The sequence below is a fragment of the Roseibium sp. MMSF_3544 genome (assembly GCF_030732845.1).
Classification (GTDB): Bacteria; Pseudomonadota; Alphaproteobacteria; order Rhizobiales; family Stappiaceae; genus Roseibium.
This window is the reverse complement of the sequence record NZ_JASHKA010000005.1, coordinates 1-23515: the sequence shown is the minus strand read 5'-3', so window position 1 is coordinate 23515 and position 23515 is coordinate 1. Positions and strand designations below refer to the sequence as shown.

Here is a 23515-nt window from a genome sequence, read left to right as displayed (position 1 = left end):
AGTATGATCGCCCGGATTATTGCTCGGGTTCTTGACTTGATAATTCTTCGTAGCTTTCCGTGAAGTATTGCGTGAAAACGCCGACCAGACCATCATCATACGCACTGGAGAGCGAGTTCCAACGCTCCTGCATGCGCTCCCAGAGTTTGGCCTTCTGGCTTCCAAAAGTACTTTTGGCGACCTGCCCTTCTTCCTCAATCGCGCCAGGCGACAAGGTGCTGTCGAAACGTGCTGCCGCCTTTTGCATGGCGGCATAGGTCCAGACATGGTGTTTCTGGATGTCCTTGAACGATTCGCTCATGGCTTTGGACATGGGCAGATAACCGGTTTCCTCGACATTATGCGCCAACATTGTTTGCAGCGCCATCTGCGGGGTCGGCGAGAACTTCAGCGCGTTGTTACCGCTGCGGCTGATAAGCGTGCGGTTGGCGTTGCGGGTCATGGCCTTCACCTGACTGCGGGCCTGAAGCAACCCCATCAGATCGCCGGTAACGCCTTGGAGTATTTCACCGAGTTCCTTCGCAAATTCTTCCGGGTCACGGTCCGCAAGCACGGCCTCGGGAATACCCGCACCTTCTGCAAAGGCCTTCAGAAGATCCGGGCTGCTGACGGGTGCACCTGATTGCTGCTCAGGCGAGACGGCGTTTTCGGCTTGTGTGGGTTGCGCTGCAGGACTTGCCGGCGCTGCCTCTGGTGCGACGTCCGGTTCTGTCTGGACGTTGCTTTCAGGCGCCGTTTCTGAAAGTTGGGCAGGCGTTTCTTCCGCCGCTGGTTCACTCTTTGCCGGCGCTTCTGGAAACGGTGAATCAATCGGATCGGCTGGAACGGATTCGCGGGCTACGATTTCAGGCGCGGGCTCCGGTACAGGCGGCGGCGGCGGTGGTGGTGGTGGCGCCTTGTCCTCGTCCGCAGGTGCAACCGGTTCTTCCGCGGCAGCCAAGTCCGGCATTTTGAACAAGGGCTCGGACGGCTCCTGTGATGCCGGTGCGTCCGGGGCTGCCGGGAAAGCAGGTGCCTGCGGAGAAACGCTTGCGGCCGGTGCCGGCGGCTGCGGCGTCGGCTCCGGCGAATGCAGCTCCGGCTGTGCGGCCAGGTGATCCATCGGATCGGCTTGCGCGGGTCTTACCGGTTGCGCGTCCGGGGGGCGCGATTGCGGATCGTAGAGCCCGGGGTCGGCACTGCCCCAGCCGTGTCCCTGCTGGCTCCAGACGTCGTCAGCCGGCGTGCCGATACCCGGCGCCTGGGATGGCGGAGCGTGGCGCCCTTCCATGCCTGTTGTCGGAGGCCCCCAGGGACCACCGCCCTCCTGAACAGGATACGGAGGCGGTGCAGAGGGTGACGCTGAGGGCCATTGCGATTCGTGTGCTGCCGGAGCAGCAGGTTCCGGCGATTGCCAGTGTGGTGTTTGGGCTTGAAAGGCCGGTTCGGGGGCTGCAGTTGCCGCGCCGCCGAACCCGGCTCCGGCACTTGCCTCGCCGTCCAGCGTCACGGCAATGATATAATCGCCGATCATGACACGGTCGCCCGAGCGCAGCACATGCGCCTTGTCCATCCGGTTCGGGCTGCCGTTGAGAAACGTGCCGTTTGTCGAAACGTCAACGAGTACGAACTGTCCACTCTCGTAGCGGACCTCGCAATGCTTACCCGAAACAACGCGCTGCGGGTCGGGCAGGCTCCAGTCTAGATGCTCGTGACGGCCGATATCGAATCCGCGATCGGAACAGGAATAGGACACCTGTCCACCGGTCTGTAACCGGTCCACGTTTTCGATCTGGAGCGTTATGCGCATTCCCACCGTTCTCCCGGCCGATTCAAGTGACGTCTTGACCTTTAACATGCACGACGGGCATGACACCGCCTTCTGCGAAGGACAGTCCTGCAGATATGCAGGTTTCAAGCGCATCTGTGCGGGCTTTTGGACCGAGCGATCCTATCGCAACCTGCATGGCGACATTTACGCCGACGGCCGTCAGATGTGGTGGCATGTCCACACGATAATCGGGATTGGGAGAAAGCGAGCCGCCCGACCAGCTCGCAGCGCGGCCGATCCACAGCGACGGACTGTTGCCGTTCATATCTTCTACCGCGTTGTGAACGGCGACACGCGCCTCTTCATCGCCCTCGCGGACCCAGTTTTCCACCAGTTCGAGCACCGCCTCGTCCTCTGCGCTCCTTTTGTCGTCAAGACCGGTCACGCATTTTGTGCCCCACCAGACGGCTTCCCTCTTCGGCAGCGCATGCGCGAAAAACGTCAGGGACGATGTCGGCTCCGTCCCCTGGAGCAACGACTGCGCATACTCCTGGGGCGTCGGGTCAGCAGTGGGAAGCGCTACTTTTTCCGAAAGCTCCGGATAGGTTTCAAAAACCTGTTTTGCCTTTGTGAAGCGGATACGAGATCCCATCAAACTTGCTCCGTGTGCGGTCCAACAGTTTCATCGAATGTCAGCATCAGTTGATCATGACCACGCCGCCCTTGACCAGGTGGAATGCGCTGCCTTCAACCGTGGTGATTGCACCTTTGGCGTTCAAAAACCCGTCCGCCTGAATGTTGATGATCGGGGATTTGATATCGATGGATGCCGGTGTCATGACGATCTTGCTGGAACCGACCTTGAACTCGATCATCACACCAGCTTCAACGGTCCACATCATACCAATGTCTTCGGTGACGTTGACACCGACTTCTTCGGTTCGGTTCATGTCGATCTTTGTCGTCCGGTTGTTTTTCACGTGAAGGTCGTCGTTGTTTTCTACAACGGTTTCCATGTCCTTCTGAGCGTGGATACCGACTTTCTCCTGGCCCTTGGAATCGTCCAGAACAAACTCGTTGTAACCGCCGCCACCGACGGTGGAGTCTGACTTTACACCGGCCTTATTCTTTTCACCGGGCAGCGAGTAAGGCGGCATGTTGTCGGCATTATAGACCGTTCCGATCACGATCGGCTGGTCGGGGTCGCCTTCCAGGAATTGGACGATCACCTCCTGGTCGACGCGCGGAATATAGATGCCGCCCCAGTTTTTTCCGGACCAGACCTGCGCAACGCGAACGCGGCGCGATTGGGTCTTGTCACGGTCCCAGTGAAACTCGACCATGATCTGACCGTACTCGTCGACGTCGATTTCGCCCTGACCGACAACCTTGGCTGTCTGCGGTCCGGGAATACGCGGTTTGGCTGTTCGCGCCGGTGTGCGAAACGGAATGTCGGTCGACAGAACATTGTAGATGCCCGTGTAGGCCTCGCCCTGGGTACCAGCCTCGCCTGAGCGATAGCTTTCCGCAATGATGTGATGGTTTGCCCTGACCACAAGGTATTCCTTGTTCTGCGGGCCATGCGGATGGTCCTTCAGAGTGAACAAACCACCTGGATAAAGACGTGCCACTTCACCGGCAGTCTCGATGCGATTGTCGGCGGCCTGCTCAGCTTCCAAACGAATGTTGCTGTATTTTGTGCCTTTGTCCTTTTCCTTGTACCGACCCGGATAGTCATAATTTTCCAGAGATCCGGCACGGTACGCGGAACCGGCGTCCTTGTCCGCCTCAAGCGAGGCACCCGGCTTTTCGAAATCGTAGTCGTTGACTGCGAATTTGCCGGTCCTGAACTTGCGGCCCGGAACCCAGTCGTACAGGTGCTCCTCATCGCGCTGGCTTTCGCCGCCGAGCGGGATAAACGGGATCTCCGGATCGCCCTCGATGGGACTGTAGGATGACTTCGAATCAGCCAAAATCATCACGTGCTTGCCGTCATCGTGCTCAAAGAAATACGACATCCCGAATTCTTCCATGAGACGGCAACAGAAGTCGTAATCCGACTCCCGATACTGCACACAGTAGTGGATGGGATCGTATGATTCGGTGAGCTTGTCCTCGAAGTCCGAGAAATCGTGCTCGCCCAAAACTTCCTTGATGATTTCGGGGGCCGACTTGTCCATGAAGATCCGGCAATTGGCATTCTTGGTGAGAAGCCAGAACCAGGGCCGAAGAAGCAGCTTGTACCGATAATAGCCGTCCTTGTGACCAGCCCATCGGGCATCCGTCAAAAGCCCGTCGAAAAACCGGGTATCGCCATTATTGGTGTCGACCCTCACGGTCATATGTGTCGCAATTGCCTGATCGAAATCCAAATCTTCCTGCTGGCTGACAACGTCCAGCCGGATTTCAAAATCGTCACTCAATCCTTCGTCGCAATCAATAGAGACAAGGGAGAGCTCATCCTCGCCAAAGACCGTCTTCAATTCGGCCATTCGGTTGGTTTGTCTGAGTTGTCCAGTGGCCACGGAGTTCTCCTCGGAAATACTTCAGTTGCCGACGGCATCTTCAATACGCAGCCGTCTGACAAATACCTACGGCGTTTCCGGCAAAAATGATGTGCTCGATAACACAAATGTTGCAAATAGTTTAAACGCCGATTTCGAAATTTACCAAGCGTTGTTTGACGGCTTAACTAAATGTATCGCATAAAAAAAGGTGACTCCTTAGAATCTTTACCATCCGACTAAATTTTCACACTTATCTCACCAAATTCTCACGCCTCAATCCTCTTGCTTATTCCCAGCAATCGGACATACTCTCATCAAAACGTACTTTAGTGACTTTCGCCACAGTAATATTTAGATTTTCTGCCACGATGTTTGTTGACGCCCTAGCGACACACCACGCACGAACCCCAACAGGGAGGAATGAAATCGTGACCGAACACAAAACCACCTGTGCAAGCACGCGCAAGCACAATGTGACTGGTCTTTTTCGGCCGCGCCCGATGCTTCTTGCAGCAGCATTTTCGATCGTCATTGCCGGTTCCGGCCTTGGCGCTGGAACCGCTTTTGCGCAAGATGCCACATACTCGGCCGACGAAGTGTCCCAGCACTTTAAACAGCTTAAAACCCGTTCGCTGAAACCAAGCGGCGCAACACGCGCCCTTTGCATCGGCACACGGGACGAATGCAACCCGGATGCCGCCAAACAGGAAGGCGGCCAGGTCGCCGTCACACCCGAAAATCCGGATGCTCAAAACGGTGAAGGCCAGACCGCCGAAACACTCGTTGTCGATCCGGACACAAAAGCGATTGACGCTGGCTTCAACCTGCTTGTTTCCTTCGAATACGCTTCAGCACGTCTCAGTCCGACGGCACAGGCGAACCTGCGGGAATTTGCCAAGGGCATTGCCGATCCTGAACTTTCGAGCGCAGTTTTCGTCATCGAAGGTCATACCGACGGGATCGGCTCGCTGAATTACAATCAGCGGCTTTCCGAAGATCGAGCACAGGCAGTTACCGAGTTTCTGGTTTCAATCGGAGTTGGCCGAGACCGTCTGAAAACCGTGGGATACGGTAAAACGCGTCCGAAGGTCGCCGACGTCAATGACCCCGCCAACCGCCGGGTCGAGAGCAAACTGGTTTTCGAACAATAAAGTTTTTCAAAATTTGCCCTGCCGGAGCGAAATCCGGCAGGGACATGCATTCTTGGGGCAGAGCATTTAGATGAATTTCGATCCGGAAACATATGGCAGCGAATTGTCGCCTGGCGCCGGATGCGGCCCGGATCTCTACGATACAGAGCCGGCGTTTGCAGCGCTCATGGATTCCTGCGAAGAGATGCTGCCCGAGCGTTTTACCGACTTCGACCGGTCCGAAATCGAGTTCACCGACATCTTCAAGCAAATGGAGGGCTTCCTCAAGCAATCGAGAGACCTCCGGTTGCTGATCATGTTGTCCCAGTTCGCCCTGTTGAACGGCCAGTTGCACCTGTTCGCAAACGTCATCAGGATCGTGCGAAAATTGCTCGAAGACCATTGGGATACCGTTCACCCGATGGATGCGGACTTCGGCTTCATGGAGCGCGTTGGAGCGCTCGAATCGCTCAACAATCGCCCGACCGTTGTTCTGCCGCTAGAAGCAGCACCTCTCTTGAAGACCCGGCGCAGCGGCCCGATCAGCTACCGCGCAATACAAATCGCAAATGGTGATGCGACCGCCCGCCCCGATGAACATACAATCTCCCTCGGCGCGATCGAGGCTGCGCTAACCTCAGGCGAACTGGAGCAGGAGGTCATCGACGATGTCCTGAAGGATCTGTCCGAATTGCCCGACGAACTTGAGGCAATCGCTCAGACCTGTACCGACAAGCTGAAGGAAGCCGAGGCAAAGGCTGCGCCTCCCAATTATGAGAACCTCTGCACGCTTCTGAACGAAATGGAAGCTGAACTGAATCTACGTCTGGGACGCATGTCCCCGGAAGAAGCTGAAGAGGCTGCTGAGGGAACCGATTCAGAAGACTCTGCCGAGGCCGGTCCGTCTGCGACGTCAAATCTGGAAATCAGGAATGCTGCCCAGGCCAAACTGATCCTCGACGCGGTTGAAGATTATTTTGCCAATCGTGAGCCCTCGCACCCTGCCCTGTTTCTGGTGCGCGAGGCGCGTGGTCTCGTCGGCAAGTCCTACCTCGACGCATTGAAGATACTGATGCCGCGAAGATTTGATGAGGTCTCGCTCATTCTCGGCGCCAGCGGACTCCAGCTTTCAAACGACAGACTGCTCGAACTCAACGAAGGCGAAGAACGTGATCTAGGCAACATCGATGACTTTTCCGTTCTGGTAATCGAAAGCCGTGCTGACGCGATCAAGGGTATCTCGGCAGTCAAGGGCTACTACTCGGCAAACGAGCCAACGAGCCCGATACCAATGCTTCTGGACGAAGCTCAGAACATGAGTTCCGGATCCTTTACCGGCCTGCTCAACCTGTTCCTGCGACCAGAAGATGAATGAGGTGAAGATCATCTCAATCGGACGAGAGGCATTTACGCATTTGGAGTTTGCACTCTTGTCCTTGACACAGGAGCCCAACAGGTCCTCAATATTTGAGGAAAAATTGTAAAGCGACGATGATGTGACTGTGATCACTTCAAATCCGAAGCAAACGAAGTAAATGTAAATCATTAGATAAAGCGCAGAATTAACAGGCAAAAATATTAAATACGCCCTGCGCGAGTATTTGACTGAATTTGACCAACTTTATTCCGAGGTCAAGAATACGAAAGGCAAGTACAATGGCATCAAATAGCGGGCAAAGCTTCATTAAGCGCAACAGGCCTCCGCGGGTCCATATTTTTTACGAAGATCCATTTGACGCGGAACAGAAAGTCGAGCTGCCCTTTGTGATGGGCGTTATGGCCGATCTTTCGGGAGATAGCCCTGGCGTTGAAAAGTCTGACATTGATGAGCGCAAGTTCCTCGATATCGACATGGACAATTTTACCAAGCGTATGGAAGCCATTGAACCTGGCACGTCCTTCACGGTGGAAGACAAGCTCTCAGGTGAAGACAATTCCAAGATGAGCGTCCAGTTGAAATTCAAGAACATGGACGACTTCACGCCCGGCAAGGTTGCAGAGCAGGTTCCGGCTCTCAAGAAACTGCTGGATGCGCGCAACAGCCTGGCGTCACTGCGCACGATGATGGACGGTCGTGTTCAGGCAATCAGTCAGCTGGAGGAGCTGACACGCGACCCCGCGCTGATGGCTGCGCTTGCCCAGCAGATGGAAGCCGACAAGGGGAAGTCGGATGATGGCGCTGCGGAAGGCGACAAAGAGGAGGCATAAATGAGCAACACCGATACGAGCGCTCAAACGAGTGGTGCAGCTGCCGGCGAAGCCACGGGTGAAAAAAGCCCCGAGGAATTCGCTTCCATTCTGAAACAGAATTTCCGCATCAAGAGCGAGAATGAAACGGCCAACGAACTCGTTGACAACGCGATGTCGACGTTCCTGTCGGAGGCTCTTTCGGACCAGGCGCTGATCAAGGACGACGTGTATGACACGATCGACGAGATGATCGCCAAGCTTGACGAGAAGTTGACGGCGCAGGTGAACGAGATCATCCACGCTCCCAAGTTCCAGAAACTTGAAAGCGCGTGGCGTGGCATCGACTATCTGGTCCACAATTCGGAAACAGATGCGTCTTTGAAACTGCAGTTCCTGAACATTTCCAAACGGGAACTTGCCGGCGTCTTCAAGAGCTATCGTGGTGCCAAGTGGGACCAGAGCCCGCTGTTCAAGCAGATCTACGAAGCCGAATTCGGCCAACTTGGCGGTCAGCCTTATGGTTGTCTTGTCGGCGACTACGAGTTCTCCTACGACCCGCAGGACATTACAGTCTTGCGCGGTATGGCGAAGATCGCAGCAGCGGCACACGCTCCTTTCCTTGCAGCGGCTGATCCTCAGCTCATGCAAATGGAAAGCTGGACTGAATTGCCGGCAAAGCGCGACCTGTCCAAAGTTTTCGACACCGAAATCCATGCACAGTGGCGTACGCTCAGGGAATCGGAAGATTCCCGCTATCTGGGCCTCTCGCTGCCGCGTGTCCTGGCACGTCAGCCCTACGGCGCGAAATCCGATCCCGTGGAAGAGTTCGCGTTCGAGGAAGAGTTCGGCGAAGACAGCCACGAAAACTATGGCTGGATGAGCTCCGCCTACGCCATGGCAACCAACATCAACCGTGCCTACAAGGAGTACGGCTGGACTGTTCGTATCCGCGGCGTTGAAAGCGGCGGGCTTGTGGAAGACCTGCCCACGCACGTCTTTGAAACGGATGACGGTGGCGTTGATCAGAAATGTCCGGCTGAGATCGCGATTTCCGATCGCCGCGAGCATGAGATTTCGCGTCTTGGCCTGATCCCGCTGATCCACCGCAAGAACACCGACCAGGCTGCCTTCCTGGGTGCACAGTCGGTCTTCAAGCCGCGTCAGTTCTCCGGACCTGACGGTAAGGATGCGACCGCTTCGGACAACCTTTCAGCAAGGCTGCCCTACATGTTCGCAACCACGCGGTTTGCCCACTATCTGAAAGTGATGGTGCGCAACAAGATCGGTTCGACCAAGGAATCTGCACAGCTGCAGCGTTGGCTGAACGACTGGATCATGGACTACGTTGACGGCGACCCGGACAATTCGACCGAGGAAACCAAAGCACGTAAGCCGCTCCGCGAGGCAAAGGTCACGATTATCGATGACGAGGAAAATCCGGGTTACTACAGGGCCCAGTTCTTCCTGCGCCCGCACTATCAACTCGAAGGCATGGATATCGGTATGAGCCTCGCCTCGAGAATTCCGCAAGACGGCAATTGATTTTCAAGAATTGCCGGTCGGGCGATTGCCCGTCCGACCGGCAGGCATCCCTCCAGGATGCACCCCGGTTTTACCGGGTGGAGGTGCAAACGAGACGCGAACGCGCCCAGGGGTTTGGACCAGAAGGTCCGAGGTAGATGTCAATAATTGGAATTACGACGCCGGCCAATCATTTCCGGCATAACTACAAAGAGGATTATTCAAAATGGCTGTTGATTATTTTCTGAAACTTGAAGGCATCAAGGGTGAAGCTCAGGACAAAACCCACAAGGACGAGATCGACATTCTGTCCTGGTCCTGGGGCGCATCGCAGTCCGGCACCACGCACATGGGTTCCGGTTCCGGTTCCGGTAAGGCACATTTCCAGGATCTGAGCATTACCAAGTACGTCGACAAATCGACACCGGTTCTGATGCAGCACCTGTCGACGGGTAAACACATCCCGGCTGGCTGGTTCTACTGCCGCAAGGCTGCGGGCGACAATCCGCTCGAGTACATCAAGATCGAAATGAAGGACATCATTGTCACCAGCATTTCGACCGGCGGCAGCGGTTCCGACGACCGCATCACGGAAAACACCACGCTGAACTTCGGTGAATACAAACTCATCTACACCGAACAGAAGCCGGATGGTTCCAAGGGTGCAGCTCCGGAATTCGCATGGGACATTGCTGCGAACGAAAAGAAATAAGGCATTTGCCGAGTTGGCTGCCGCCCGCATGGGCGGCAGCCGGTTTTTTAGGGGCGTGGTCTTCAAACAGGGCGAAAGAACCAGTTTCTTGCCGTCAGGCCTCTTGCGGATCATTCGGGGCTGGAGTCGCGTGAGCGTTGCCGATGGCAAAATCAAATGTGAAAATGCACTCGCCGCTGATGTGGGCCTTCCGGGCGATGGACGACCCGGACTACAAGGCAGCACAAGAGCGCCAGAAAGAGGTCTCCAAGGCCAAATCGCTCAAATCGGGACGTCGCTTGTCACGCTCCTACGGAGTGTCCGAACAAACCCTTCTGGCTGAAGTCAGACGCGACCTCCAGGCGCTGCTCAATACGGTGAATCTCAATTCCACCCAGGATCTTTCCGATTTTCCGGAAGTGGAAAACTCCATCTTGAACTTCGGCCTCCCGGACCTCTCGGTGCATGTCGTCGACACGATCCGGATCGAAAGACTGGCTGACGATATCCGTGAGGCGCTCATTCGCTTCGAGCCGCGGATGGAGCCGCGCACCCTGCAGGTCGTGCGCGATGAAAACGTAGAGAGCGAAACCTTCAAGGTCCGGTTCCTGATCAAGGCCGAGATCCGCTGCGATCCGGTCCGGATCGGCAGCGAATTCATAGCTGATGTCGACCCTGCTTTCGGTCGCATCAAGATTATCGGGGCGACTGGATGAACCGGGAATTTCTGGACCTTTACAATCAGGAACTGATCTATCTGCGCGAACAGGGCGCAGCTTTTGCGGAGGCTTACCCGGCCGTTGCCGAACGTCTTGGCGGGCTGCTGGAAGACCGCTCCGACCCGATGCTGTCGGGGCTCTTGGAAGGCACCGCTTACCTGGCGGCGCGCGTTCAGCTCAAGATGAAGCATGAATTCGCCGAGTTTACGTCCAACCTTTTTGAGCAACTTTACCCGACCGCACTAGCCCCCATTCCTTCCATGGTGCTCGCCCGCGTTACGCCCAAATACGGCGATGCCAACCTTAGGGCCGGGATCAAGATCGACCGGCATGCGCCGATGGAGGCCGTCTTTCGGGAAAGACAGGGCGAAGTCAGATGCCGTTTCACCTTGGCAGCCCCAATTGTGATGACGCCCTTGCAACTCACGGGCGCCAAGTATTTGAGCTCAGCAGCGCAGGTGTCCGGACTGGGTGCTGATATGGCGGAAGACCGGCGCGCACGTGCCGGACTTTCCATAAAGCTCACGCACCGGATGGCGGAAGACCCGGAGAATGAAGTCTCCGAGGAAGAGGCGCTCAAGAAACCCGAATACCAGGTTTCCGGCTGCCGGATCGACGAGCTACCGATCCGGCTGATCGGCCCGATTGACCTCGCTGCCAAAATCTACGAACAGATTTTCGGCCATACGATCGCAGTTTACCTGCGAACGGAAGATGCGTTCGGTCAAGCGACCCTGCAGCGGCTGCCGATCACCGCAATCGAACAATTGGGCTTCGATGAGGAAGACGCTCTCTTGCGTAATGACCGTCGTATGTTCGTCGGTTTCGATTACCTCAGAGACTACTTCAACTTTCCACGCAGCTTTCTTGGCTTTCGCCTCACCGGTCTGCGCCGCTATCTGGATCGGGTCAAGGCAAAGTCATTCGAGATTGTTTTCGTATTTGACGAGGCTGATACGCGCCTGCCGGCCCATGTCGAGCACAAGATCTTCTCGCTCCATAGCGCACCGGCCGTCAATCTGTTCGAGCGGCCTACCGACCGGGTGCCGATCAAGAAAGGGCAACACGAGTTCGCCGTGATAACGGACCGGACGCGCCCTCTCGACTACGAAGTGCATTCCGTCACCGAGGTGAACGCACATTTTTCAGGAGGCGAGAAAAGGGTCGTCGAACCGCTTTACAGCGTTGCCCCGGACACGGAGAAAGCCGGACATGAATGGTTCTATACCATTCGCCGCCTGCCTCGCCGCCAGTCGTCCAGCGAAGTTCGGCGGATGCAGCCCAGTTCCTATATCGGTACGGAAACCTTCGTCACGATTTCAAGCGGGGCGCAAGCAGCAGCCCTTCTGCAAAGCGGCAACAAGAGGCTTGCGGAACTCTCTCTGAAAGTCATGGCCTCCAACCGGGCCCTGGCCGCAGACCTGCCTGTCGGCACGAATCCGGATAAGTCGTCCATTGGCGACTTTCGAATCCTGGAAGATGTCAGCCTCAAGGTCGATTGCGTTGCCGGACCAACATCGCCTCGCCCGCCACTCTTGTCGTACAATGAAAGACTTGGCGAAGAAGGGCATGCCGGTGCAATTTCCTGGCGGCTTATCAACATTCTTGCTCTCAACCACACCGGGCTGATTCATGATGCCGCCGGCCGCGACGGCCGGTCCTTCGCGGATATCCTGAGCATTTTTGCGCCTCTTTCCGACAATGCTGCCGACCGCCAGGCGCAGTCGGTCAGATCTGTTTCGACACGTCCCGTGGTGCGTCGCCTGCAGCAAAAATCGGGAACAGGTGTCGCCCGCGGGCTTGAAGTCACGGTCACGCTCGACGACAAGGCTTTCGAAGGTGCGAGCGCATTTCTTCTCGGCGCTGTTCTTGACCGGTTTATCGCCGAGTACGCGTCCATCAATCACTTCACGCAATGCGTGATCGCAACGACGGAACGCGGCACAATCATGAAGTGGCCGCCGAGGATCGGCGCAAAAGGGATCCTATGAGCGACGCCGACAACAAGGAAGAGACCACGCAGGTCAGACCCAAGGCGCCCGCAGCATCGGGCGACAAGACCGTTGTGCAATTCGCATCGTCTCCTTCCGTCTGGCCCGATAGCGAAGACACCGACCAGGAGCCCCTGCCCGCCCCCTATACGGATGAGACGGAAACACCTGATGGCCTTGAAGCGGCTGAAGACGCGATAATATCGCCCGCGCCCGAACCGCACACGGTAGAAAGCGATGTCGAGCCGTCCGAAGCCGAGGCACCTTCGGACGTCTCAGAACCGGACCCTTCGGAACAGGAAGAAACCGCTGAAGCCCCGGTCACGGAGGACCCTGCGGAAGAGCCTGAACCGCCAGCTGAACCGCGGATAGAAGTTCCGGTGCAGCAGCAATATGCGTCCTTGCTGGCAGCGCTTAGCGAGCGCATTCGAGAGCATCCCGGCGGGCATGATCTCCTTGCCGTTTTGCGCATGCTGGAGGGACAGACAGCTCCCGGCGCCGACACCAACGGCATTGACCCCAAAAAAGAGGACGAACCCGCCCCCCCACGGATCGGCAAAAGCCGGCGCCTGATGGAAGATATCGTCCGTTTCGGACAAGACCCTTCCAGCGAATTCGCAACGTCAACGATTGAGCGCGCGACTCGGGATGCAGACGGTGGACTTGTCTTGATGGAACGTTTCCTCGGGCTCCTTGGCCCGCAAGGTGCGCTGCCCTCCGCCTTGACTGATGAAGCGATCATGCGCGGGTTGCGCGGCGAAGACAGCTTTCCGCGTTTCCTTGACGTCTTCAACAACCGCTTCATTCAGCTCTTTTTCCGCGCCTGGGCCGATGCCCGGCCGATCGTGCAGCATGACCGCCAGGACGATGACCGGTTCCTTGCATATCTTGGTTCAGGCATCGGTATCGGCAGTCCGGTTTATTCCGATCTGGACCGGATCGATGACAGGCTGAAACTTCTTTATGCAGGACTGACATCACCTAAGGTCAAGAGCGCGGCACGCCTCAAGTCACTCATTGCCGGTGTCTTCGGCGTAAGGGTGGATATCGACCAATGTGTTGGAACTTGGCTGCATCTTGAGCCTGATGACCAGCTCAGCATCGGCGGCTTCGGCCCCGGCGGGGTCGGGCAGCTTGGTAGGGACACGATTGTTGGAGCCAGGATCTACAGCGTTAGCGACAAGATCCGCATCCGGATCTTCACAAAATCTCTTGAGGAGTACCGCAAGTTTCTCCCGCCAACGCGAACCAAACCAAACCCATGGACCGAAAAACTCTTTGATCTCATAGATTTTTATCTGGGCCTCGAGATCGAGTACGAGATCGAACTCGCTCTTCCCAGACGATGTGCCTCTGCGGTCCAGATGGATCGAAACAATTCCGCGACCCTTGGCCATATCGGTTGGCTCAAGCCCGCGGAAGCCGAAATTTCCGAAGAAGACGAGACCGACGAAGAAGCCGACATGCTGACGGACACCCGTTTCCGTCCGGTGCGCCGGCATACCGCTGTTTATCAATAGGTCTCAAATTTGAAAGGCCGATGCCATGAGCGACATTCTTGTTGAAACAGTTGCCAACAAACTCACGACGGTCAGTTACGACTGCCTGGAAAAGGCGATGCGCCTGACCAAAAGTTCCGGTCACCGCCATCTGGAAATCCTGCACTGGCTTTACTATCTCGCGCGCGACGAAAACACCGATTTCATTCACATCCTGCGCCATTTCGGTATTGATGTCGGCGAGGTTCACGGCGATCTGCAAAAAGCCATCGCCGAGCTCAAGATCAATCAGACGGAGCTTCCGTCCATGGCGGCCCCGTTCCAGGAGGCGCTTGAGCGTGCCTGGTTCGAGGGGACGCTGCGCTACGGTGACTACAAGATACGGTCCGCCTATGTGCTGATCGCGGCGATGGGCGACAAGACGACGTGGCGCCAGTTCCGCAGCTATTCAGGAGCTCTGGAGAACCTGAACCGCGACATCCTGATCAGGGATCTCGATAAGATTGCCGGCGCCTCTGCCGAAACAGGAGCGAGACCGATTGATGGGTCGGGCCCGGCGACAGCCGCAGCAGCTCCCGGTGCTGAAGCGGCCGAAGCAGCCCCCGGAAGCGGTGTCGGTGAAGATGCCCTTACGCAGTTTACCGTCGACTTCACCGCGAGAGCGCGGGCGGAGGAATTCGATCCGATTGTCGGCAGGGACGAAGAGATCCGCCAGGTGATCGATGTGCTGATGCGTCGCCGTCAGAACAACCCGATCCTGACAGGGGAAGCGGGTGTCGGCAAAACCGCAATCGTTGAAGGTTTTGCCCAGAAGATCGTTGCCGGCGATGTGCCGCCGGCCCTGATTGGAACGCGCCTTTGCGCTCTTGACCTCGGCCTGCTGCAAGCGGGTGCCTCCATGAAAGGCGAGTTCGAAAAGCGCCTTAGGGCTGTTATCGACGCCGTCCACGCCTCGATCGTTCCAACCATTCTTTTCATCGATGAGGCGCATACGCTGATTGGAGCGGGAGGCGCGGCCGGAACAGGCGATGCGGCCAACCTGCTCAAGCCGGCACTTGCCCGTGGAACACTGCGCACTGTTGCCGCCACCACCTGGTCGGAGTACCGGCAGCATTTTGAAAAGGACCCTGCCCTGACCCGGCGTTTCCAGCCCGTCCAGGTGGATGAGCCGGATGAGGAAAAGTGTTTTGCCATGGTGCGCGGGCTGCTCGGGCCGATGGAGGAGCACCACCAGGTACGGATCCTGGACAGCGCCGTCAAATCCGCCGTCTCGCTGTCACACCGCTACATTCCGGCCCGCCAGCTTCCGGACAAGGCGGTCAGCGTTCTGGACACGGCCTCTGCGCGGGTTAACATTTCCCAGGCAGCGCAACCGGCGAAACTGTCTGACCTTGTTGCCAGAAAAGGCTTTTTGGAGACCGAAAAACAGGCGCTCACCAACGATACGGAACTCGGCATGGAGCATCAGGAGCAGCTTGACGCGCTCAATGTGGCCATTGACGAGACCGAAAACGATATCGAGAAGGTTCGCGAGGACTGGGAGCACGAACGCAACCTGGTTGCCGGCATCCGGCGTCTTAATGCCGCGCTGACGCAGCTAAGGGGCGGCGAACCCGCCCCGCATCCGGAAAGTTCCGACATCGAAGATCCTGAGCACGAAGGACCGGCTCTCGTTTCGATTGACGATATCGAGCTCGATCTGGACGTTGATCTGGAAGACGAAGAGGCGATCAAAACCGCGCTTGCCGAAAAACGTGCCGAGCTTTCGCAGATCCCCGAGGACGACCGCATGGTCTATGCCTATGTGGATGACGAGGCGGTTGCCAGCATCATTTCCGACTGGACGGGCATTCCCGTGGGCCGCATGGTCCAGGACGAGATGGAGACCATTCTCAATCTCACCGACAGCCTCAACAAGCGCGTGATCGGCCAGGCACACGGACTTGCCATGATCGCCAAGAGGATCGAGACCAGCCGTGCCCAACTTGGGAACCCGGACAAGCCGATCGGCGTGTTCATGCTGTGCGGCCCGTCAGGTGTCGGTAAGACGGAAACGGCTCTTGCGCTGGCGGAGACCCTTTACGGGGGCGAGGACAGCCTGATTACGATCAACATGTCCGAATTCCAGGAAGCCCACTCGGTTTCCGGCCTCAAGGGAGCCCCTCCAGGATATGTCGGTTATGGCGAAGGCGGACGGCTGACAGAGGCCGTTAGAAGGAAGCCCTATTCTGTTGTGCTTCTCGATGAAGTCGAAAAGGCTCACCCCGACGTCCACGAGATCTTCTTTCAGGTCTTCGATAAGGGCTGGATGGAAGACGGCATGGGGCGGAAGATCGATTTCCGCAACACCTTGATCCTGCTGACGTCCAATGTCGGTACCGACATCATCATGAATGCCGCGGGACACATGCTGGACGCGCCGGTTTCCAGTGACCCGAACATGGCAGCGACCGACCCGAATGCACCGGACGCGGAAGAGCTTGCAGAAACGCTGCGCCCTGCGCTGCTGGACGTCTTCCCGCCCGCCCTGCTTGGCCGGATTGTCACCATCCCGTATTACCCGCTGTCGCCGTCCATGCTCGGCTTCATCATACGGCTGCAGCTCAACCGGATCGTCAAGCGGGTGAAAGAGAACAGGGAGGCGGAGCTGACGTTCGGCGACGACGTGGTCGCCCATATCGTGTCGCTTTGCCGGGATCCGGACAGCGGTGGACGGATGATCGACAACATCCTGACGAACGATCTCCTGCCCAAGCTCTCGCGTGCCTTCTTGACGGCACAAATGAATGGCGAGGAGATATCGAAAGTCTCGATCAAGGCAGGCGACGAAGGGCTTGAGATCGAGCCGGAAGGCGCCAGCTGAAGCTGACAAGAAACTCCGGCAGCCGCACTCCATATTGCGGCTGCCGGCAGCTGTGGTTCTGCCTCAGTTCGTGCTCAGGATTTCACCGATTGTGCCACGGTAGTTCTTGAGGTCGCTGCTCGCGACCGATTGCGGTGCGTCTGCGCCGGTTTCCATTTCGAAAGCAAGCGGGTCGGTCGGCTCGCCTCTTTGCCGGATCTCGAAGTGCAAATGCGGTCCTGTCGAAAGGCCTGTTGTTCCGACATAACCGATCAGGTCGCCGGCCTGAACAACTGAACCCATCTCGATACCATCTGCATATTCGTGCATGTGGGCGTACCGGGTGGTGATGCCGTCCTTGTGCGTGAGCTCAATGAAGTTTCCATATCCGCCGCGCACGTTCTTATACGTGACCTTGCCGGAAAACGCGGCCCGGATGGGTGTGCCGGTCGGTGCTGCCCAATCCACGCCTGCGTGAAGGCGCTGCGTTTTCTTGATCGGGTGAAACCGCATTCCGAACTTTGATGTCAAAACACCCTTCACCGGAACAAGCATCGCCCCGGAAAGACTGATCTTGCCGCCTTCGCTGACGCAGGCAAAGCCGCGGTTGCCGGGCGCTTTCAGGACATAACACCGGACGGACCATTCATCTCCCGTGCGGACGCCGGCAAACAGCACCCTGCCCCCGCCCCGCTTTTCATCGCGTGGCGCGTCGGTAAAGACAAGCGTGAACCGCTCATCCGGTTTGATCGCTCTCTTGAGGTCCGTGGATGGCGCCAGATAGGCGATCGCCTCACCGACGATGGATGCGGGAACGGCGTTCCTTACCGCGGTCGCGTAAAGCCCATCGATCAGCCGGTGCGTCTTGCCGGCTGTTGCGCTTTGATCGCCCGCGACTTTCTTTCGCGCGATTTCCTTGCCGAACCAGGGATCGGCACCGTGGACATAGGCTTCGCCATCCCTGTTTGCCGAGTAGGACGCCGTTCCGAGATATCCCTCCGTTGAATAGAGCGACAGCTGAACGGGACGATAATAGTCTCCGATGCGCCCAAGCCGGTTGGGCATCCTCGAACCTCTGATCGCGATCTTGTCGCCCGCGACCAAATCGCTTTTCCCGAACTCCTCTTCGACAAATGTCACAAGCGGCTTGGAGGCATCACCGTCAAACCCGCGATCCTTCAAAAAGGCTTCCAGCTTACCGGCCTTGGTGACTTCGGTGCGGACTTCAATCCGGCTTGGTCCTTGCCCAATGGGCCGTTCGGTCAGGTAAAGGTTCAGGGTATCGGTTGGTGGCTTTAAAAACACCGGAAGATCAGGCGCGGCCTCAGTTCCCGTTTCGCCCTCGTCTTCAACTACCAATCCGTCGGATTCCTCTCCGCCGCCGAAGTTGCCGAACTGAAAATCCGTTTCGCTGCCGGGTGCCCGGATGACCAGATCACCGTCTTCATTCAGCATCCGGCTGTCGAGCACGAAAGCGGTTGGGGTAGGCAGTTTGGCAACGCCCTTTGCTTCGGTGTTCTCCGGCACAGACCGTTCGGAAAGCTCGATCCTCTCCGCCGATGCGCCATCGCTCAACAAAACCGGGTCACCAGCAAGGGGGATAACGGCTGAAACAGCCATGTCGAAAAACGGATCGGCCGGAACGTCCAGTTCCTCATCGGACGTCAAACCGGCATCGGCAGTCGTCTCCGGTGTGACTGTCTCAATGACCTCGTCGGGAGTGGTGGCATCGACCGTATCCTCAGCCTTCGGTTCGGTTTGTGCCGTCTCTTGTGTTGGCGGCGCTGTCTGGTCGACCACGGCCGTATCAGGCGCAGAAAAGGAAATTGCACCGGAGGAAAAGAGATGCGCCAGACCTCCTATCCCACCGCCGATGACCAGAAACAGAACCGCTAGAATGGCGTAAACAAAGAACGGAGACTTTTTTGGCGCCTGGGCGCGACTTTCGGTTACACGAGGGGCTTGTGCTTCCGGCGCAATTGGTGGCGGCGGCGCCGGCTGTCCGGCGGGCCGGATCACCGTACGGTCGAATTCCGGGCGATGTTGACCGGCATTTTGGTTGTCAGGCCATTGAGCCATCTGGGTATCCCGGGCGCAGTTCTGAGCGCTCTTGCGGCTAGATCGCCACCTTTTTTGTCCAAGCGACTTTACAGATCATGCCGGATGATAGCGCCAGATGCAAAGCGACCGGTGTCGGATTGCCGCTGCGGCAATCAGCGTGGAAATTCAACCAGATTGGAACTCTCCTGCCCGGATTGCCGCTCGGCGTCCTTCGGCGCAGATTCCATATAGATTTCAGCAACATCAAGCGTATAGACGGAAAGGTCCGTGCTGAGTCCGCGCAACTGGCCCGTCCAAATTTCACTCAAGGGATAGCTTTTTGGCAATCCGTCAGCGACCGACTGGCTGATGGCAAGGCGCACTTTCTTGTCCTTGGCAACGGATTCGATCCTGCTTGCCGTGTTGACGGTCGTGCCCATCACCGTAAATGACCGGCGGTGTTCACCGCCAATGTCACCGACCAAAACCGGTCCCGCATTCAAGGCAATGCGCAAATCCAACTCCTGCTGGTCGGTGATCTGCCGGATATGGTCGAGCAGGTTGATGATTTCGTGGGCCGCGTCGACGGCGGCCTTTTCGGGATTTTCAACGGTGTTCGGAGCATTCCAGACCGCCATGATGGCGTCGCCAATGTATTTGTCGATGTAGCCCTGATGCTTGGTTATCGATTGTCCGATTGCGTCGAAACAAGCATTGACCACGCGCACCACATCCTGGTCCGCGAGCTTCTCCGACATCTTCGTAAACCCGACGATATCGATGAAGGCAACGACGACATGACGCGTGTCGCCTCCCAGCTCGGGCAATTGCTCGGACCGAGCCATATGCTTGATCACGTCGGGAGCCAGATAGTGCCCGAACAGCCTGACCAATGACCGCTGGCGGCGCTGCAGAACGATAACCTTGCCGACCGCGGAGATAACCATCGCACCGACGCAACTGACCGGTGCCACGCCTGGAGACAAGAGGATGCCCAGCTCCAGACCAACCAGGCTGAGGAAAAGACCCGCCAATGTTCCCAGCACCGCTGCCACCGGCAACACCACCAGGGGCAGAAACAGCCCGACGACAGCGCCGATAACCGCAAATAGGGCCGCGATCACACTAAGGACACCGGCTGGGGGTGCTATCGCTGTGCGGCCTGACAGGGCAGACCCGATCAGGTCAGCCAGAATGAAGACACCGGCGGTTTGCGGTTGAACCCTTGGCCGGCCGCCCGGCCCCGTTTCTGCATTGTCATCTGCGGTCGCCGGCAGGAACCGGTCCGAATAGAGATGCTCATCCTCGAAAGGAAGCAATCCTCCGAGCAGAACGATCCTGCCGTTTGCGAACTCCTTCAGCTGCTGCCGGCCTTCTTCGTTCTGCTTCAGGGTCAAAACGTCAATCAGAGAGAAATACGGAAGAGATGTCGCAAGCCTGGAGGTCGGGATCGCGGTATAGGCTTCGGAGACATCGGACCCCGCGACACCGAGCAAAGCGTCTATCAGATGGTCCGAGTCATTCAGCGGTGTTTCCGGCGTGTGCTGCCTGACAACGCCGTCAATGTCCGTCGAAACGATGACCGATCGGACACCGCCCTCCCCGATCGCCGCGGAAAAACTGCGGTGGGGTACACCAATTTCCGTGTGGGCGATAAAGATCCGTCCCCGGTTTCGATAGACAAAAGCCTGAAACGGGCGATCGAAACCGCTCAGTCGCGCTTCGCCTGTGCTCGGGTCCGCAAAGCTGTCGGCGCTGTAGGCAAAAACGAAATCGAAACCCAGAGCCACAGCTCCGGCATCAAGTATCGCTTGCCCGGCCTCGGCAAGAACGGGTGTCATCAGGACGCGGGGTATGGGAGACAGACGTTCAGAATCAAGCGAGGCCTGGTCCAGGCCAACCACGGCAACCGGAGCCGGATTGTTTTCTCCTGCATCCGTGAGCATGGTCCGGGCCTGAAACAGGCGATCAATCACCCAGCCTTCCCAAATGGCCTTTTTCGCAGAAAAGCCCAAGGCAATACTGGCAGCTATCGCTACAAGAGCAATCAGGAAAACTAGCTGCTTTCGGCCAAAGGCTGTATCCGCTGGCTGGCCCGCTGAGGTCATTTCACGATGACGACCGCAGTCTTCCGTCCAACCTGGACCGGATCAATCGTGATCTTGCGCATCTCAACGCCAAAATCAGGCGCTTTTCCTTGAAGAAACAGTTCAACTTCAACGGCTTCTTCCTCGCTGCCTCGATCCGGCATCTCGGTCACGATATGATCGAGGACGTCAAAACGCTTCGGTTCACCGCCACCGAAGGAGACGAATACCGAACCATACTGGTCCTTTGCCTTCTCGTCGAAACGCAGCATGAGAGATGCCGCTTTCTTGTTTTCCAGCGTCAGGCCGCGAAGCGTCACCGTCAGCCCTTTGTCGGCAGTCTGCGTATTGGAACCACTGTCGGCCTGAAGGCAATTGCCTGCACGCAGAACCTGCGTTTCACCGCCGTCGAGAATAATGCTCTCCGAAGAAACGCTCAAAGTACCTGACTTGATGCGAACTTCCTGGCAGGCGGAATAATCAAGCAGATCGATATGCCCTTCCTTGCCAAGGTCGACAACGTCGCCTGGCACCAACTCCGAGAATGCGGAGACGGAAACGCCTTCCGACTTGTCGAGTACCAGAGCAACCGGTTCGGCTAAAGCAGCCCCGGTCGCGGCAGCGGAAAACGCAAATGCAGCAGCCAATCCCTTGGCGTTCAAACTTCGCTTGGTGAAACGACTAAATAAAAGTGTCATCACAGTCTCCAATCAATCAGCGTTCTGCGCCACGCTCTCGTTTTCGAGGCCGGCGCCAATCCTTGTTAAATAATAGCAGACTATAGCGATTTGAATGTGGCTATGGTCACACAAAGCCGCTTTTTGGCGGCCAATCCCTTGAGAAACCCCGCGTTTACGCGCTCTGTTAACCGGCCGGCTCGGTGTAAACGCCTGTTATTCCCAAGGCTTCAGCCGATTTGCCGATGAGACTCAGAAGCTTTGGAGACAAGGTCGGGTCGAGCGGGCGCCCTTCCATCGCGGATAGGACACCAACCAGCTGTGGCATCGGTTCGCGGGAGCGGATCAGCACGATATGGTCAGCGCCGAACGGAAGAGCTGCACGAAGGTTCAGGACGTAGGGCGCATTGGCATCCAGCTTGGTGTCTTTGCCGAGCGGATCAGCTTTCTTGTCCGGAGCCAACAGACGCAATGTCCCGTCAGCTTCGAGCGCAAAGACAGCCATGAAACCGCTGTCCTCCGATCTCAGTCCGACGCGCAAGGGCGAGCCTTCTGGAATGTGTCCGACCGCCGGAGCCAATGAACCTTCCACCGGTTGGCGTTCGCGGGACAGGGCGTAAAGCTCGGACAAAAAGAGCCACTTGGAAACGACATCGCCGAACCTGTCGGCATTGCTGGCTCTCTCTCTGAGGACCACATCGCCGAACTTCGTCAGAACGTCGCCTTCTTCCACATCCCAGAAGAGATCCGCGTTTCCGTCATCCACGATGCTGAGCGCCCCGGAATGGCGCTGAGACAAACTGTTTAGAACTGGCAGCGCTTCGTTCGTGCTTGCGGATATGGTCAGCTGCGCGTTGCCTCGCTCGAGAATGTCGTCCTTTACACGCGGCAGCACCGCAGCACGCGTTTCGCCGCCAACGGTCAGGCTGGGTGTCTGCCTGCCCTCGGTCGCAACGCGCACGGTTTCCTTCAAGAACAGGGTGAGTTCCTGCATGGAAATGCCGCCGTCCCTGTTGAGGTCGGCTCGTCCCTCCACGCCTCTGGCAAAGGACCAGCTCAGAGCGCCGCGGGGTTCGCCTGCGATCATCAATTCAGGGATCACCTGACCATCGACGGTCGCCCCGACATAAATGACGTTCGGGAGTTCTTGCAGATCACTGCCTCCCGTCTGCTTGTCCTCCAAAACAGGGTGCAAGGGCAGTTCGCGCAATACATCGTTTTCAAAAGGCGGCAATCCGATCAGGCGTGTACCGAGCCGGGTAATGCGCGGATCGATAGACCTTGTCATGGTGCCCGAGTGACAGCTGTCAGCCAGAACCAGGACGCTGCGCCCACCGGCCGCGCGAAGCATGGCGGCAACATCATCGTCGCGAAGCCGTTCTCCATTGCCTGGAGCGGAAACATCAAATCCGGCCAGCAGGAAAACCTCGTCGAGACCGTCGGTTTCCGAGCCTTCGACCCACTCGTCCTCCTGCGCTCCGTGCCCTGCGTAGGACAGGACAAGAACGTCGTCTTCCGCGGATCTCTCAATCAGCTCCTGCCAAGCGGTCAGAACCCCCGAACGGGTTGCCTCCTCGTTGTAAAGCGTCTGGAGATCGCGGACACCGGCGGCGCTCAACGTGCTGGCAATGTCCTTGGCATCATTCACGGCCCCCTTGAGCGGGGAAACGTGCCGGTAGTCATCGATGCCGATCACCAATGCACGCCATTCGGCGGCTGATGCCGGCGCTGCAAAAAAGAACAGCGCCAACACACCGGAAATCGTTCGGATGAACCGCCTGAGCGTATCAGGCCCGGATCTTTGAAACATGGCAGGTTGAACTAGTGATACTGCGGACTAGCCACCCCAGCTACTGCCACCGCTGTCACCG

At 57.4% G+C, this 23515-nt stretch carries 16 protein-coding genes; 9 read left to right on the top strand and 7 right to left on the bottom strand.

Going from position 1 to position 23515, the window contains the following annotated elements; translation table 11 throughout:
- Positions 1-16: 16 nt before the first annotated feature.
- Genes tagH through RBB47_RS08830 form a run of 3 tightly spaced genes read right to left on the bottom strand, consistent with a single transcriptional unit; the run spans position 17 to position 4275 of the window.
- The gene (tagH, locus tag RBB47_RS08840) at positions 17-1789 is read right to left on the bottom strand and encodes a type VI secretion system-associated FHA domain protein TagH (RefSeq protein WP_305985417.1); all 1773 of its coding nucleotides are present in this window, start codon (positions 1787-1789) and stop codon (positions 17-19) included.
- Positions 1790-1811: 22 nt separating this feature from the next.
- Positions 1812-2402 carry a hypothetical protein gene (locus RBB47_RS08835; RefSeq protein ID WP_305985416.1) on the bottom strand — a complete coding sequence of 197 codons (591 nt, stop codon included), beginning with the start codon at positions 2400-2402 and terminating at the stop codon, positions 1812-1814.
- A 46-nt stretch (positions 2403-2448) separates the two neighbouring features.
- A complete protein-coding gene (locus RBB47_RS08830) occupies positions 2449-4275 on the bottom strand; it encodes a type VI secretion system Vgr family protein (RefSeq protein ID WP_305985415.1) in 1827 nt (608 codons plus the stop codon).
- A 410-nt stretch (positions 4276-4685) separates the two neighbouring features.
- Here RBB47_RS08830 and RBB47_RS08825 point away from each other — a divergent pair, with 410 nt between their 5' ends.
- From RBB47_RS08825 to tssH, 9 genes are all read left to right on the top strand, one after another.
- Positions 4686-5408 (top strand): OmpA family protein, encoded by a 723-nt coding sequence (locus tag RBB47_RS08825; protein ID WP_305985414.1) that lies wholly within the window; start codon positions 4686-4688, stop codon positions 5406-5408.
- A gap of 70 nt (positions 5409-5478) precedes the next feature.
- Positions 5479-6762 carry an ImpA family type VI secretion system protein gene (locus tag RBB47_RS08820; protein WP_305985413.1) on the top strand — a complete coding sequence of 428 codons (1284 nt, stop codon included), beginning with the start codon at positions 5479-5481 and terminating at the stop codon, positions 6760-6762.
- 281 nt (positions 6763-7043) lie between these two features.
- Positions 7044-7595, top strand: a complete 552-nt coding sequence (tssB, locus tag RBB47_RS08815) for a type VI secretion system contractile sheath small subunit (RefSeq protein ID WP_305985412.1) — start codon at positions 7044-7046, stop codon at positions 7593-7595.
- The gene (tssC, locus tag RBB47_RS08810) at positions 7596-9119 is read left to right on the top strand and encodes a type VI secretion system contractile sheath large subunit (RefSeq protein ID WP_305985411.1); all 1524 of its coding nucleotides are present in this window, start codon (positions 7596-7598) and stop codon (positions 9117-9119) included. It abuts the gene before it with no gap.
- Between the two features lie 205 nt (positions 9120-9324).
- Complete coding sequence (locus RBB47_RS08805; protein WP_305985410.1) at positions 9325-9810, top strand: type VI secretion system tube protein Hcp; 486 nt, start codon at positions 9325-9327, stop codon at positions 9808-9810.
- A 143-nt stretch (positions 9811-9953) separates the two neighbouring features.
- Positions 9954-10505 (top strand): type VI secretion system baseplate subunit TssE, encoded by a 552-nt coding sequence (gene tssE / locus RBB47_RS08800; RefSeq protein ID WP_305985409.1) that lies wholly within the window; start codon positions 9954-9956, stop codon positions 10503-10505.
- A complete protein-coding gene (gene tssF, locus RBB47_RS08795; protein WP_305985408.1) occupies positions 10502-12499 on the top strand; it encodes a type VI secretion system baseplate subunit TssF in 1998 nt (665 codons plus the stop codon). Before tssE ends, tssF begins: the two co-directional genes overlap by 4 nt.
- Positions 12496-14019, top strand: a complete 1524-nt coding sequence (tssG, locus tag RBB47_RS08790) for a type VI secretion system baseplate subunit TssG (RefSeq protein WP_305985407.1) — start codon at positions 12496-12498, stop codon at positions 14017-14019. Before tssF ends, tssG begins: the two co-directional genes overlap by 4 nt.
- Positions 14020-14044: 25 nt before the next feature.
- Positions 14045-16861 carry a type VI secretion system ATPase TssH gene (gene tssH, locus RBB47_RS08785; protein ID WP_305985406.1) on the top strand — a complete coding sequence of 939 codons (2817 nt, stop codon included), beginning with the start codon at positions 14045-14047 and terminating at the stop codon, positions 16859-16861.
- Positions 16862-16924: 63 nt separating this feature from the next.
- On the opposite strand, the gene RBB47_RS08780 is transcribed toward tssH, so the two are convergent.
- The 4 genes from RBB47_RS08780 to RBB47_RS08765 form a co-directional block, all read right to left on the bottom strand.
- Positions 16925-18919 carry a M23 family metallopeptidase gene (locus RBB47_RS08780; protein WP_305985405.1) on the bottom strand — a complete coding sequence of 665 codons (1995 nt, stop codon included), beginning with the start codon at positions 18917-18919 and terminating at the stop codon, positions 16925-16927.
- A 134-nt stretch (positions 18920-19053) separates the two neighbouring features.
- A complete protein-coding gene (locus RBB47_RS08775; protein WP_305985404.1) occupies positions 19054-20988 on the bottom strand; it encodes an adenylate/guanylate cyclase domain-containing protein in 1935 nt (644 codons plus the stop codon).
- Positions 20985-21665, bottom strand: a complete 681-nt coding sequence (locus RBB47_RS08770) for a hypothetical protein (RefSeq protein WP_305985403.1) — start codon at positions 21663-21665, stop codon at positions 20985-20987. Before RBB47_RS08770 ends, RBB47_RS08775 begins: the two co-directional genes overlap by 4 nt.
- 166 nt (positions 21666-21831) lie before the next feature.
- Positions 21832-23454 (bottom strand): caspase family protein, encoded by a 1623-nt coding sequence (locus tag RBB47_RS08765; RefSeq protein WP_305985402.1) that lies wholly within the window; start codon positions 23452-23454, stop codon positions 21832-21834.
- Positions 23455-23515: the final 61 nt, after the last annotated feature.